We start from the raw sequence: 14,363 nt of genomic DNA on the forward strand, positions 1-14,363 counted from the left end.
TTACTGGGTGGAATCAAAGGGAAGCGGGCAGGGCGCTGGCGCGAGCGGCGGCGCGGAACCCGGCTTCGGCGAAATGGATCAGTTCGTGGGCGGCATGGGCACGATGCGCCGCTTCAGTGACACCGGCGGGACGCTTGATCAGCCCGAAGTCGGCCATGGCATAGGTGAGCGAGCCGGCCAGGAAATCCAGGCGCCAGTACAGCTCTTCCTTGCTCAGGTCGGGTACGCACTCGCCGATGGCCTTGCCGAACGCACGCAGCACATGGCCGTAGTGGTCGGACAGGAACTTGCGCAGGTTGTCGTTCTTCTCGGCGTAGGCGCGGGCGATCACGCGCACGAAGGCACCGCCGTTCTGGCGGTCCTGGGCCAGCGCCAATGCCGGCTCGACGAAGGCGGCCAGCACCGGGCGCAGCTGCCCGGGGTGTTCGCTGCGGGCGCGTTCGAGCTGCGACAGGCGGGCGCCGGTCATCTCGTCCATGCGGCGGCGGAACACCTCGTTGACCAGGTTCTCCTTGGAGCCGAAGTGGTAGTTGACCGCTGCGATGTTGACGTCGGCCTGGCTGGTCACCTGGCGCAGCGAAGTGCCGGCGAAGCCGTGCTGTGCGAACAGCTCCTCGGCCGCGCCGAGAATGCGGTCCTTGGTCGAGAAGTGGGCGGGTTTGGCCATCGGCGGGCGGACCTTAATCAAACGATTGTTTGATACTAGGACCAGACGGTAGCGTATGGCATTTTGCAGTGCAGCAAAAATGGCCCGGACGGTCAGAATCCACTCAGCTGGGTGAATGGGGTAGGGGTCGGATCCCCGCAGGGGCTCCGACCCCGACACTGGGCCCGGAATGGGGTCAGAGCCCCTGTGGGGATCTGACCCCTGCCATGAGGGTTTGCCGGCCGGCGACCGGCACTACCATGCCGCCGCTTTATCTTTTACAATTCGCCTACGTTTATCAGGCTAAGCCCGCGTCCCGACGCGGGTTTTTTTCATGTTACCCTTCGGGCCATCAGCGGCCCGATTCCATTGGAGACATCCCATGGCGCTGGAGCGCACCCTTTCGATCATCAAGCCGGACGCCGTTGCCAAGAACGTCATCGGCGAAATCTACGCCCGCTTCGAGAAGGCCGGCCTGAAAGTCGTGGCCGCCAAGTACAAGCAGCTGTCGCGCCGTGAAGCCGAAGGCTTCTACGCCGTGCACCGCGAGCGTCCGTTCTTCAACGCGCTGGTCGAGTTCATGATCTCCGGCCCGGTGATGATCCAGGCCCTGGAAGGCGAGAACGCCGTCCTGGCCCACCGCGACCTGCTGGGCGCCACCAACCCGAAGGAAGCCGCGCCGGGCACCATCCGCGCCGACTTCGCCGAATCCATCGATGCCAACGCCGCCCACGGCTCGGACTCGGTCGAGAATGCCGCGATTGAAATCGCCTACTTCTTCGCCGCCACCGAAGTCGTTTCGCGCTGAGAGTAATGCCGTGAACGAGGTCGTACAGTCCCCCGCCATCCAGCCGCTGCCGAAGTCGGCACCCACGGCTGGCAAGCAGAACCTGCTCGACCTCGATCGCGCGGGCCTGGAGAAGTTTTTCGTCGAGGTTCTCGGCGAAAAGAAGTTCCGTGCCCACCAGGTGATGAAGTGGATCCACCATCGCTACGTCACCGATTTCGATGAAATGACCGACCTCGGCAAGGTCCTGCGCGCCAAGCTGCAGGCCCATGCCGAGGTGCTGGTTCCGAACATCGTGTTCGACAAGCCCTCCGCCGACGGCACCCACAAGTGGCTGCTGGCGATGGGCGTGGATGGCAAGAACGCCATCGAGACCGTGTACATCCCGGACAAGACCCGCGGCACGCTGTGCGTGTCCTCGCAGGTCGGTTGCGGCCTGAACTGCACGTTCTGCTCCACCGCCACCCAGGGCTTCAACCGCAACCTGACCACCGCCGAGATCATCGGCCAGGTATGGGTTGCCGCGCGCCACCTGGGTAACGTGCCGCACCAGATGCGCCGCCTCACCAATGTGGTGATGATGGGCATGGGCGAGCCGCTGATGAATTTCGACAACGTCGTGCGCGCCATGAGCGTGATGCGCGACGACCTGGGCTACGGCCTGGCCAACAAGCGCGTGACCCTGTCGACCTCCGGCCTGGTGCCGCAGATCGACCGCTTGTCCGCCGAGAGCGACGTGTCGCTGGCGGTGTCGCTGCATGCGCCGAACGATGCGCTGCGCGAAACCCTGGTGCCGCTCAACAAGAAGTACCCGATCGCCGAGCTGATGGCCTCGTGCGCACGCTACCTGCGCGCCAACAAGCGCCGCGAATCGGTCACCTTCGAATACACCCTGATGAAGGGCATCAACGACAAGCCCGAGCATGCCCGCGAATTGGCCCGCCTGATGCGCCAGTTCGACAACGCGGTGCAGGCCAAGGATTCGGGCAAGGTCAACCTGATTCCCTTCAATCCGTTCCCGGGCACCCGCTACGAGCGTTCGGAAGAAGCGCACATCCGCGCCTTCCAGAAGATCCTGCTCGACAGCAACGTGCTGACCATGGTCCGCCGCACCCGTGGCGACGACATCGACGCCGCCTGTGGCCAGCTCAAGGGCCAGGTGATGGACCGCACCCGCCGCCAGGCGGAGTTCAACAAGACGCTGCAGGCGGGGAAGGGGAGCGATGCCGCGGCCTGACCGCCTCTGGCTGGCGCTTCTCGCAGGCGTGCTGGCCGTTGCGGTCGGCGGCTGCAAATCCCATCCCAAGGCCAAGCTCGGCCCGAGCCAGGCGCCGGTCTACTCGGTGGGTGACCCGGAAAGCGTGCGGCGCGAAGTGCGCTGGCGCGACCTGTTGACGCTGGCGACCCGCGACATGCAGGTCGGCAATCTCGATGCCGCCGAGCGCAAGGTGCGCGAAGCACTGAAGCTGGCGCCCGAGGCGCCCGATGCGCTGGTGCTGCAGGCCGGCATCGATGACCGTCGTGGCCGCACCCGCCAGGCCGGCGAGAACTTCCGCAAGGCCGCCGAACTGGCGCCGCAGCGCGGCGACGTGCTCAACAACTACGGTGCCTGGCTGTGCCAGCAGGGCCAGCCGGCCGAATCGCTGGTCTGGTTCGACCGCGCGTTGCAGGCGCCGGGTTATGCCACCCCGGGCGAAGCCCAGGCCAATGCCGGCAGCTGCGCACTGGATGTGGGCCAGCTTGAACGTGCCGAACGCGACCTGCGTGCCGCGCTCGTGGCGGCCCCGGCCAACCCGGTCGCGCTGGAGTCGATGGCCCAGCTGAGCTACCGCCAGGGCCGCTACATGGAGGCCCGGGCCTTCGCCGAACGTAGGATTGCGGCTGCACCCGCAACGCGTTCCGTGTTACAACTTGCGTCTCAAATCGAAGTGAAGCTGGGCGATCGGGCGGCATCTGATCGTTATCTGCAGCGGATTCGACAGGAATTTCCGCAGGACGCGGGCTCCTAACTCCAGGGTTGATGCATTGTGATTGATGACCAGACTGTGAGCGCTCTCGAGACTGCGGCCGGCTGCGGCACCCGCCTGCGCCAGGCCCGCGAAGCGGCCGGACTGACCCTCGAAGATGTCGGCTCGCGCCTGCGCATGCCGGTCCAGGTGGTCAAGTCGCTGGAAGAGGAACAATGGCAGAAGCTGGGGGCGCCGGTGTTCGTGCGTGGCCAGCTGCGCAGCTATGCGCGCCTGCTCGACGTGGATGTCGGCCAGCTGCTGGAACAGGCCCAGGTCGGCCCGGTGGTTCCGCCCACCCTGGTCAGCCATACCCATACCCCGCGTGCGCGCCGCATCGCCGAGAACCTCGGCCGGCGCGTGCTGTATGTCGGCATCACCGCCGTGCTGGCGGTGCCGGTGTGGTTCGCCACCCGTGGCCACTTCGACGGCAGCGCGACCCCGTCGCCGAGCACCGCCTCGCTGGATGTGATCCCGGCCGCCGTGCCGGTCACCCCGTCCACGGCCGGTGCCGAGGCTGTCGCGCCGGCCGAAGCGGCCACTGCCCCGGCCAGCAAGCCCGCGGCCACCCCGTACGTGGCCTCGCTGGCCCCGGTGCCGCGCCCGGCGCCGGCTCCGGCGGCTGCCGGCAACGCGCTGGAAATGCAGTTCAGCGGCGACAGCTGGGTCGACATCGGCGGCCCGGACGGCAGCACCGTCGAGAAGGCGCTGATCAGGTCCGGCGAGACCCGCAGCTTCACGCCGGGCCAGGTGACCCGGGTGACCCTGGGCAACGCCTCGGCGGTCCAGGTTCAGCAGAACGGCGCTATCGTCGATCTGACCCCCTACCAGCGAGCCAACGTGGCACGCTTTCAGGTATCCTCTGAAGGCTCCGTTGTCCCGGTTTCGCACTGAGGCGCGGTTTCACCACCTTCGATAATCCCAATGGTCCCTCCCGACGGGCGGGGCGAGAGTACGCATGGCGATCGACGATCTGCTCGACGAGCACGAACAAAGTGAACGCGTCCGCAGCTGGCTGCGGAAGAATGGCGCCAGCATCCTCGGTGGCGTAGTCATCGCCATCGGTGCCATTGCTGGCTGGCAGTGGTACCAGAAGGATCAGGGCGGCAAGCTGGCCTCGGCCAATGTCGAGTACCAGAAGGCCCTGCAGGGCCTGCAGCAGAACAAGCTTGACGACGCCGCCAAGGCGGTCAAGGCGCTCGAAGCCGGCCCGTCCAGCATCTACGGCGACCTCGCGGCGCTGCAGCTGGCCAAGGCCCAGGTCGACGCCGGCAAGAATGAAGAGGCACTGGCGACCCTGCGCAATGTGAAGGTCGAAGGTGACCTGCAGCGCGTGGTCGACCAGCGTGTGGCCCGCCTGCTGGTGGCCACCGGCAAGAGCGACGAGGCCATCAAGCTGCTGGGCAGCGCGACCGACAGCAGCAGCCTGGAAATCCATGGCGATGCGCTGATGGCGCAGGGCAAGCGTGATGAGGCCCGTGCACAGTACGAGAAGGCGCTGAAGACGCTGGACGTGGCAGCGCCGCAGCGGCGCCTGCTGGAAACCAAGGTTATGGACGCCGGCGGCACCGTCGCCGCCCCTGCGGAGTCGGTTTGATGAGTCAGAAGGTCATGATCACCCGCGTCGCCACCGTGCTCCTGATGGGCATGGCCCTGACCGGCTGCAGCACCATGAAGGGCTGGTTCGCCGGCAAGGACGCGGCCGCGAAGAAGGCACAGGAACCGGCTGAGCTGGTCAAGTTCGAGCCGACCGTGAAGGTCAGCAAGGCCTGGTCGGTCAACCTCGGCAAGGGCGAGCGCCGCATCGGCGTGCGCCAGGGCCCGGCGGTCGCCAACGGCCACGTGTTTGCTGCCGCGATCACCGGTGGCGTGCACGCCATCGACCTGCAGACCGGCAAGAAGGTCTGGACCTGGGAGCCGAAGAAGGAAAAGAAGAAGGCCAAGCTGCGCCTGTCCGGCGGCCCGGGTGTCGGTGAGAACCTGGTCGTGATCGGCACGCTGGATGGCCAGGTCATCGCGCTGGATATCAACGATGGCAGCGAGAAGTGGCGCGCCCGTGTTCCGGGTGAAGTCATCGCCGCGCCGGCCGTGGCCCAGGGCATGGTCTACGTGCGCAGCAACGACGGCCGCGTTACCGGCTTCGATGCCGGCAACGGCACCCAGAAGTGGTTCAACCCGAGCGAGCTGCCGGCGCTGACCGTGCGTGGCAACGCGCCGGTGGTGACCGGCCCGGGCGTGCTGTTCATCGGCAAGGACGAGGGCGCGGTTGCGGCCCTGGCCCAGCAGGATGGCCGCACGCTGTGGGAACAGAACCTCGGCAACGGCGAAGGCCGCACCGAGCTGGAGCGCATGGCCGACGTCGACGGCGCTCCGGTGCTGGAGGGCAACACCCTCTACGTGAGCAGCTTCAAGAACCAGACCATGGCCATCGAAGGCCCGACCGGTCGCCCGCTGTGGGCGCGCGACCATGGCGGTGCCGGTGGCGTGGCGGTGTCGTCGGGCAACGTGTTCGTCACCGACAACAAGGGCGGCGTGTTCGGCCTGGACAAGGCCAGCGGCGCGGCCATGTGGTCGCAGACCGCGCTGGCCCGTCGTTCGCTGACCGGCCCGGCGCTGCACGGCGACTACGTGGTGGTCGGCGACTACAAGGGATACGTGCACTGGTTGCAGGCGTCCGATGGTGCGATGGCGGCACGGGCAAAAAGTGGCGGCGACGCCCTGCTGGCCCAGCCGGTCGTCGCAGACGGGGTGCTGCTGGTGCAGAACGTTGATGGCAAGCTGACCGCCTTCCGGTTGGCAAATTAAAAATTGGAGTAATCGCGATGCTGCCTTTGGTCGCCCTGGTTGGACGGCCGAATGTCGGCAAGTCGACTATTTTCAATGCGCTTACCCGCACCCGTGACGCGCTGGTCCATGACCAGCCCGGCGTCACCCGCGACCGCAACTACGGTGTCTGCCGGCTGGACGAGGACAATCATTTCCTCGTCGTCGACACCGGCGGTATCGCGGAAGAGGAAGAGGGTCTGGCAGGGGCTACCACCCGCCAGGCCCGCGCCGCTGCGGCGGAAGCCGACCTGATCCTGTTCGTGGTCGACGCCCGTGAGGGTACCTCGGCGATGGACGACGAGATCCTGGCCTGGCTGCGCAAGCTGTCGCGCCCGACGCTGCTGCTGATCAACAAGATCGACGGCACAGACGAGGACACCGTGCGTTCGGAGTTCGCCCGCTACGGCTTCGGCGAGATGCTGACCGTGTCGGCCGCGCATCGCCAGGGCCTGGACGACCTGCTGGACGAAGTGATCCAGCGCCTGCCGGAAGAAGGCAGCGGCGAAGAGCTGGACAACGATCCGAACCGCATCCGCATCGCCTTCGTCGGCCGCCCGAACGTGGGCAAGTCGACCTTGGTCAATCGCATCCTCGGCGAGGAGCGCATGATCGCCTCCGACGTGCCGGGCACCACCCGCGACTCGATCGCGGTGGACCTGGAGCGTGACGGCCGCGAGTACCGCCTGATCGATACCGCCGGCCTGCGCCGTCGGTCGCGCGTGGACGAGGTCGTCGAGAAGTTCTCGGTGGTCAAGACCATGCAGTCGATCGAGCAGTGCCAGGTGGCCGTGCTGATGCTCGACGCCACCGAAGGCGTGACCGACCAGGACGCCACCGTGCTCGGTGCCGTGCTCGATGCCGGCCGCGCGCTGGTGATCGCCATCAACAAGTGGGATGGCCTGACCGAGTACCAGCGCGAGCAGGCTGAAACCATGCTGTCGCTGAAGCTGGGCTTCGTGCCGTGGGCAGAGTCGGTGCGCATCTCGGCCAAGCATGGTTCGGGCCTGCGTGAGCTGTTCCGCGCGGTGCACCGCGCGCACGAATCGGCGAACAAGACCTTCACCACCAGCGAAGTGAACAAGGCGCTGGAAGTGGCCTACGAGACCAATCCGCCGCCGACCATCCGCGGCCATGTCTCCAAGCTGCGCTACGTGCACCCGGCCGGTTCCAACCCGCCGACCTTCATCGTGCACGGCACGCGCCTGAAGGAACTGCAGGAGTCGTACAAGCGCTACCTGGAGAACTTCTTCCGCAAGCGCTTCAAGCTGATCGGCACGCCGGTGAGCTTCATCTTCCGCGAGGGTACCAACCCGTACGAGGGCAAGAAGAACGTCCTCACCGAGCGGCAGGTCAAGGCCAAGCGGCGCTTGATGAAGCACGTCAAGGGCAAGTGATTCACGAGAAGGCGGCCGCAGGGCCGCCTTTTTCGTTGCGGAGAATGGGGTCAGATCCCATTTCCTCCGGAAAAGGGATCTGACCCGGGGGCAGGGCGGGCGCTACCGCAGGCCTGCGGTGGACCCGTAGAGCCGAGCATAGGCTCGGCTCTACAGATGCTGGTCAAGGCGGCCTGCCGCCACGTGCGCGATAATGCCGCCATGAGCATCCAAGAGCTTTCCCCCGCGCAGGCACGCGAGCGCCTGGCCCATGGCGCGGTGCTGATCGATGTGCGCGAAGCGCACGAACGGGCCGGCGGGATGGCCGAGGGCGCGCGCGGCGTGGCCAAGGGCGAGCTGCAGGCCGACCCGGCCGCGCATCTGCCGCGGCATGACCAGGAGATCCTGCTGATCTGCCAGAGCGGCAAGCGCTCGGCCGATGCCGCGCAGTTCCTGCTGGAGGCCGGCTACACCCACGTGGCTTCCGTGACGGGCGGCACCGTGGCCTGGCGCGAGCAGTCGCTGCCGCTAGTGCAGCCGCTGGCCAGTGCTGCCGACCGTGACTTCTTTGATCGCTATTCGCGCCACCTGCTGCTGCCGCAGGTGGGCGAGGCCGGGCAGCGCCGGCTGCAGCAGTCGCGCGTGCTGGTGCTGGGCGCGGGTGGGCTGGGCGCACCGGCTGGGTTCTACCTGGCCGCCGCCGGGGTAGGGCACCTGCGCTTCGCCGACCACGACCGCGTGGAGCGCAGCAACCTGCACCGCCAGATCGTGCATACCGAAGCCAGCGTCGGCCAGTTCAAGGTCGATTCGGCGCGCGAGCGGCTGCTGGCGTTGAACCCGTCGATCGACGTCGAGGCGGTGCCTGAGCGGGTCACGTCCGAGAACGTGGATGCGCTGCTGGAGGGCGTGGACGTGGTGCTGGATGGGTCGGACAACTTCCCGCTGCGCTACCTGCTCAACGACGCCTGCATCAAGCACGCCACGCCGCTGGTGTATGCCGCCATCGAGCGCTTTGACGGCCAGGTAAGCGTGTTTGACGCTGGCCGCCAGCGCGGCGTGGCGCCGTGCTACCGCTGCCTGTTCCCGGAGCCACCGCCGCCGGAGTTCGCGCCGAACTGCTCCGAGGCCGGTGTGCTGGGTGTGCTGCCGGGATTGGCTGGTGTGCTGCAGGCCACCGAAGTGCTGAAGCTGCTGCTGGGCATCGGCGAGCCGCTGGTCGGCCGACTGCTGCGCTTCGACGCGCTGGGCATGCGCTTCCGCGAGACCGGCATCCGGCCGGACCCGCAGTGCCCGGTGTGCGCGCCGGGCGTGCCGTTCCCGGGATATATCGATTACGCCGCGTTCTGCCGGGGTGGGTGAGGCTGGCCGGCGAATGCCTTGGTAGATGCCGACCTTGGTCGGCGTTTTCGTGCCAACCAAGGTTGGCACCTACCGAAGCGGGTGCATGGGCTCGGGATCCGGCATCCGGCCGGACCCGCATTGCGCGGTGTGCGCACCGGGCGTGCCGTTCCCGGGGTATATCGATTACGCCGCGTTCTGCCGGGGTGGGTGAGGCTGGCCGGCGAATGCCTTGGTAGATCCGACCTTAGTCGGCGTTTTCGTGCCAACCAAGGTTGGCACCTACCGAAGCGGGTGCATGGGTTCGGGATCCGGCATCCGGCCGGACCCGCATTGCGCGGTGTGCGCGCCGGGCGTGCCGTTCCCGGGATATATCGATTACGCCGCGTTCTGCCGGGGTGGGTGAGGCTGGCCGGGGCGTCATCCGCGCATGGCGTGGATCTACTGTAGAGCCGAGCCCGTGCTCGGCTGCTTTTCGCACATAGCAGAAGCAGCCGAGCGTGGGCTCGGCTCTACAGTCACGTGCATGGTTTCGGGACGATGCGCGGGGTTTCTCCTGGCATCGTTCTACTTCCAAGACAATCCGGCGCAACATGCGTGCTATTGCCGTCATCGGCATTGCTCTATTGTTGAACGCGATTCTGGATCTTGGGGAACACACCGCATGGCGGTAGAAGCAGCGACCAGCGAGCTGGTCAAGGTCGTCGCCCTGTTGGGCGCGGCGGTGGTGATGGTGCCTTTGTTCCGTCGGGCCGGCCTGGGCTCGGTACTGGGCTACTTCGCCGCTGGCCTGGCGATCGGACCGTTCGGGCTGGGCTGGTTCTCCGACCCGCAGGCGATCCTGCATACCGCCGAGCTCGGCGTGGTGATGTTCCTGTTCGTGATCGGCCTGGAAATGCGGCCCTCGCACCTGTGGAGCCTGCGCAAGGAAATCTTCGGGCTGGGCACGCTGCAGATCGTCACCTGTGCGCTGGTGCTGACCAGCATCGCCAAGCTGTTCGGGTTGCCGTGGCAGGTGGCTTTCATCGGTGCCACCGGCTTTGTGCTGACCTCCACCGCAGTGGTGATGCAGTTGCTGGCCGAGCGCGGTGACATCGCGCTGCCGTCGGGGCAGAAGATCGTCTCCATCCTGCTGTTCGAGGACCTGCTGATCGTGCCGTTGCTGGCGCTGGTGGCCTGGATGGGTCCGAGCGCGGGCAGCGCCGACGGCGAAGGCTCACGCTGGCTGTCGGTAGCGATCGGCGTCGGCGCCATCGTCGGCCTGGTGCTGGTCGGCCGCTTCCTGCTCAATCCGCTGTTCCGCGTGCTGGCCGAATCGAAGGCGCGCGAGGTGATGACCGCCGCCGCGCTGCTGGTGGTGCTGGGCGCGGCGCTGCTGATGCAGCTGTCCGGCCTGTCGATGGCGATGGGCGCGTTCCTCGCGGGCGTGCTTCTGAGCGAGTCGACCTTCCGCCACCAGATCGAGGCGGACATCGAACCGTTCCGCGGCATCCTGCTGGGCCTGTTCTTCCTCAGCGTGGGCATGGCGCTGGACCTGGGCGTGGTGGCTGGCAACTGGCAGCTGATCCTCGGCCTGGTGCTAGCGCTGATGGTGGCCAAGGCGCTGTGCATCTACGTGGTCGCGCGCATCATGGGCAGCGACCACGCGCAGGCGCTGGACCGGGGCGTGCTGATGGCGCAGGGCGGCGAGTTCGCCTTCGTGCTGTTCTCCGCTGCTGCCTCAGCCGGCGTGATCAACCTGGAGATCAATGCCAACTTCACCGCCGTGGTGGTGCTGTCGATGGCGCTGACCCCGCTGGTGGTGCTGGTCTACAAGCGCATCGCGCCGAAGCCGACGGTGAACATGGACGGCGTGGACGAGGCCGAGGGCCTGTCCGGTAGTGTGCTGCTGATCGGCTTCGGCCGCTTCGGCCAGGTCGCCAGCCAGTCGCTGCTGGCGCGCGACGTGGACGTGACCATCATCGACAACGACGTGGAGATGATCCAGAGCGCCGCGCGCTTCGGTTTCAAGATCTACTACGGCGACGGTACGCGACTGGACGTGCTTCATGCCTCGGGCGCGGCCACCGCGCGTGCGATTGCGGTGTGCGTGGACAAGGCCGAGGCCGCCGACCGCATCGTCGAACTGGTGTCGCACGAGTTCCCGCAGGCCAAGCTGATGGTGCGCTCGTTCGACCGCGAGCATTCGCTGCGGCTGATCCATGCCGGTGTCGATTTCCAGATCCGCGAGACGTTTGAATCGGCGGTGTTGTTCGGCCAGGCCGCGCTGGTGGAACTGGGTGCGGATGAAGACGACGCGGTGGAGATTGCCGAGCAGATCCGGCGCCGCGATGCCGAGCGGTTCGAGCTGGAGATTGCCGGTGGTGGCTTGAATGCCGGCGCCAAGATGGTGTTCGGCAATTCAGGCCAGGGCGTGCCGACGCCGACGCCGTTCACCGCGCCGAAGCGGGCGAGCAAGACGTTGAACCCGCAGGACGTGCCGGAAGAGGAAGAATAACGTTTGCGGGTCGGATCCCTTTCCAGCGGAAAGGGCTCTGACCCGCTACGTCGTGCTGGGGTCAGAGCCCTTTGCCCGTGGCAAAGGGATCCGACCCCGTCAGGACCCCATCCTGCGGTGGGCGAGGGGGCCTGAATCAGGGACAATAGCGTCCCCGCCGCCCCACGCCTGCTCCCGATGACCGATTCCGCCCCCCAGCATCCTGCCCGCATCCTTGATGGCCGCCGCATCGCCGAGGACCTGCTCGATAGCCTGAAGGTGCGCGTCGATGCCCGCGTTGCCGCCGGTGGCAGCCGCCCGGGCCTGGCCGTAGTGCTGGTGGGGGGCGACCCGGCCTCGACCGTGTACGTGCGCAACAAGCGCCGCGCCGCCGAGAAGGTCGGCATCGAAGCACATGACTACGACCTGCCGGCCGGTACCACCGAGGCCGAGCTGCTCGACCTGATCGACCAGCTCAACGCCGATCCGAAGATCAACGGCATCCTGATCCAGCTGCCCCTGCCGGGCATCCCCGATGCGCGCCGGCTGATCCAGCGCATCGACCCGCGCAAGGACGTGGACGGCTTCCACCCGGAAAACGTCGGCCACCTGGCCCTGCGCGAGTTCGGCCTGCGCCCGTGCACCCCGCGCGGCATCACCACGCTGCTGGGCCACACCGACCAGCCGGTGCGCGGCCGCAACGCCACCATCGTGGGCGTGAGCAACCATGTGGGCCGGCCGATGGGCCTGGAGCTGCTGATTGCCGGCTGCACCGTGACCAGCTGCCACAAGTTCACCCCCAAGGACGTGCTGGAACAGGCCGTGCGCAACGCGGACATCCTGGTGGTGGCGGTAGGCCGCCCCGGCATCGTGCCGGGCGAGTGGGTGAAGCCGGGCGCGGTGGTGATCGACGTCGGCATCAACCGCTTGGATGACGGCCGCCTGGTGGGCGATGTCGGGTTTGAGGCGGCTGCCCAGCGGGCGAGCTGGATCACCCCGGTGCCGGGTGGCGTGGGCCCGATGACCGTGGCCACGTTGATGCAGAACACCCTGGAAGCGGCGGAAGCGCTGAGCTGACCTTTTGGGGTGGGGGCAACCGTTGGCCTGCTCCTGGTAGGTGCCAACCTTGGTTGGCACACATCCATCGGGGCCATCGGCCCATCTGGGGTGCCGGTGCCGGACGGATCGTGCCAACCAAGGTTGGCACCTACCAAAGGCGGTTCCGTGGGGGTTCCCAGGCGGCGCGTGGCCCCGGTTCGTCGCCCTGAACCAATCGCCGCCGGCGCGACACTGCGTCGCATCTACCCCCTGCCACGCGGCGCGAAAACAGGGTAAAATGTCGCGCTTCCCCACATCTCGGGTATGCCGATGCTGCGCATCCAGGCTGAAGCACTCACTTACGACGACGTCTCGCTCGTCCCCGCCCACTCGACCATCCTGCCCAAGGACGTCAACCTCGAAACGCGGTTGACCCGAGACCTGAAGCTGAAGCTTCCGATCCTGTCCGCCGCGATGGACACCGTCACCGAAGCCCGCCTGGCCATCGCCATGGCCCAGCTCGGCGGCATGGGCATCATCCACAAGAATCTCAGCCTGGAACAGCAGGCCGCGGAAGTGGCCAAGGTCAAGAAGTTCGAGGCCGGTGTCATCCGCGACCCGATCACCGTCGGCCCGGAAACCACCATCCGCGACGTGCTGGCCCTGACCCAGGCGCACAACATATCCGGCGTGCCGGTGGTGGGCAGCGACGGCCAGCTGGCCGGCATCGTGACCCACCGCGACATGCGCTTCGAGACCGAGCTGGACGATCCGGTCCGCCACATCATGACCAAGAAGGATCGCCTGATCACGGTCAAGGAAGGCGCCGCGTCTGACGAAGTGCTGCAGCTGCTGCACCGCAACCGCATCGAAAAGGTGCTGGTGGTCAATGATTCGTTCGAACTGCGTGGCCTGATCACCGTCAAGGACATCCAGAAGAACACCGACTTCCCCAACGCTGCCAAGGATCTGTCGACCCGCCTGCTGGTCGGCGCTGCCGTCGGCGTGGGTGGCGATACCGATCGCCGCGTGGAAGCGCTGGTCGCCGCCGGCGTGGACGTGATCGTGGTCGATACCGCGCACGGCCACTCGCAGGGCGTGCTGGACCGCGTCAGCTGGGTCAAGAAGAACTTCCCGAACGTGCAGGTCATCGGTGGCAACATCTGCACCGGCGAAGCCGCACTGGCGCTGCTGGACAGCGGCGCGGACGCAGTGAAGGTCGGCATCGGCCCGGGCTCGATCTGCACCACCCGCGTCGTCGCCGGCGTCGGCGTGCCGCAGGTCACCGCGATCGATCTGGTGGCCGAAGCGCTGCAGGACCGCATCCCGCTGATCGCCGACGGTGGCATCCGCTACTCGGGCGACATCGGCAAGGCGCTGGCCGCCGGTGCCTCGACCATCATGGTCGGTGGCCTGCTGGCCGGTACCGAGGAATCGCCGGGCGAGACCGAGCTGTACCAGGGTCGTTCGTACAAGAGCTACCGCGGCATGGGTTCGCTGGCTGCCATGGAGAAGGGGTCGAAGGACCGCTACTTCCAGGACGCCGCCACCGCCGACAAGCTGGTGCCGGAAGGCATCGAAGGCCGCGTGCCGTACCGCGGCCCGGTGGGCGGCATCATCCACCAGCTGATGGGCGGCCTGCGCGCCACCATGGGCTACGTGGGCTGCGCCACCATCGACGAGATGCGCAGCAAGCCCAAGTTCGTGAAGATCAGCGGCGCCGGCCAGCGTGAGAGCCACGTCCACGACGTGACGATCACCAAAGAGCCGCCGAACTACCGCGCCTGATGCGCTTGCGAACTGCTCTTGCGATCACGGGCAGCCTGCTGATGGCAGGCTGTTCGTTGTCCGAACCGCCGCCGCGCTCCGGGTC

At 67.1% G+C, this 14,363-nt stretch carries 12 protein-coding genes; 11 read left to right on the forward strand and 1 reads right to left on the reverse strand.

Annotated features, from left to right (window positions below):
* Positions 1–13 precede the first annotated feature (13 nt).
* Positions 14–667, reverse strand: a complete 654-nt coding sequence (locus tag AC5P5W_RS03980; RefSeq protein WP_014646856.1) for a TetR/AcrR family transcriptional regulator — start codon at positions 665–667, stop codon at positions 14–16.
* Positions 668–1,028: 361 nt separating this feature from the next.
* Between AC5P5W_RS03980 and ndk the strand changes: the two genes are divergently transcribed.
* The 11 genes from ndk (at position 1,029) to guaB (ending at position 14,278) form a co-directional block, all read left to right on the forward strand.
* Complete coding sequence (gene ndk / locus AC5P5W_RS03985; protein WP_005409295.1) at positions 1,029–1,454, forward strand: nucleoside-diphosphate kinase; 426 nt, start codon at positions 1,029–1,031, stop codon at positions 1,452–1,454.
* Between the two features lie 10 nt (positions 1,455–1,464).
* Positions 1,465–2,670 carry a dual-specificity RNA methyltransferase RlmN gene (gene rlmN / locus AC5P5W_RS03990; RefSeq protein ID WP_005409296.1) on the forward strand — a complete coding sequence of 402 codons (1,206 nt, stop codon included), beginning with the start codon at positions 1,465–1,467 and terminating at the stop codon, positions 2,668–2,670.
* On the forward strand, positions 2,657–3,442 hold the full coding sequence (gene pilW, locus AC5P5W_RS03995; protein ID WP_197575007.1) for a type IV pilus biogenesis/stability protein PilW: 786 nt from the start codon (positions 2,657–2,659) through the stop codon (positions 3,440–3,442). The genes rlmN and pilW overlap by 14 nt, the downstream gene beginning before the upstream one ends.
* Positions 3,443–3,460: 18 nt before the next feature.
* Positions 3,461–4,333 (forward strand): RodZ domain-containing protein, encoded by an 873-nt coding sequence (locus AC5P5W_RS04000; RefSeq protein ID WP_032960759.1) that lies wholly within the window; start codon positions 3,461–3,463, stop codon positions 4,331–4,333.
* A gap of 64 nt (positions 4,334–4,397) precedes the next feature.
* Positions 4,398–5,036: a YfgM family protein gene (locus tag AC5P5W_RS04005; RefSeq protein WP_014646859.1), complete on the forward strand. Its 639-nt coding sequence runs from the start codon at positions 4,398–4,400 to the stop codon at positions 5,034–5,036.
* On the forward strand, positions 5,036–6,244 hold the full coding sequence (bamB, locus tag AC5P5W_RS04010; RefSeq protein WP_046430197.1) for an outer membrane protein assembly factor BamB: 1,209 nt from the start codon (positions 5,036–5,038) through the stop codon (positions 6,242–6,244). The genes AC5P5W_RS04005 and bamB overlap by 1 nt, the downstream gene beginning before the upstream one ends.
* A gap of 17 nt (positions 6,245–6,261) precedes the next feature.
* Entirely contained in the window at positions 6,262–7,659 is a 1,398-nt protein-coding gene (gene der / locus AC5P5W_RS04015; RefSeq protein ID WP_014646861.1) for a ribosome biogenesis GTPase Der, read from the forward strand.
* Positions 7,660–7,860: 201 nt separating this feature from the next.
* On the forward strand, positions 7,861–8,997 hold the full coding sequence (gene moeB, locus AC5P5W_RS04020; RefSeq protein WP_032960765.1) for a molybdopterin-synthase adenylyltransferase MoeB: 1,137 nt from the start codon (positions 7,861–7,863) through the stop codon (positions 8,995–8,997).
* 643 nt (positions 8,998–9,640) lie between these two features.
* Positions 9,641–11,473 (forward strand): monovalent cation:proton antiporter-2 (CPA2) family protein, encoded by a 1,833-nt coding sequence (locus AC5P5W_RS04025; RefSeq protein ID WP_046430199.1) that lies wholly within the window; start codon positions 9,641–9,643, stop codon positions 11,471–11,473.
* A gap of 177 nt (positions 11,474–11,650) precedes the next feature.
* The gene (gene folD, locus AC5P5W_RS04030) at positions 11,651–12,529 is read left to right on the forward strand and encodes a bifunctional methylenetetrahydrofolate dehydrogenase/methenyltetrahydrofolate cyclohydrolase FolD (protein WP_049402332.1); all 879 of its coding nucleotides are present in this window, start codon (positions 11,651–11,653) and stop codon (positions 12,527–12,529) included.
* Between the two features lie 291 nt (positions 12,530–12,820).
* Entirely contained in the window at positions 12,821–14,278 is a 1,458-nt protein-coding gene (guaB, locus tag AC5P5W_RS04035; protein WP_032958143.1) for an IMP dehydrogenase, read from the forward strand.
* The last annotated feature ends 85 nt before the right edge of the window (positions 14,279–14,363 follow it).

Source organism: Stenotrophomonas sp. YJH_SMC_123 (genome assembly GCF_059368215.1).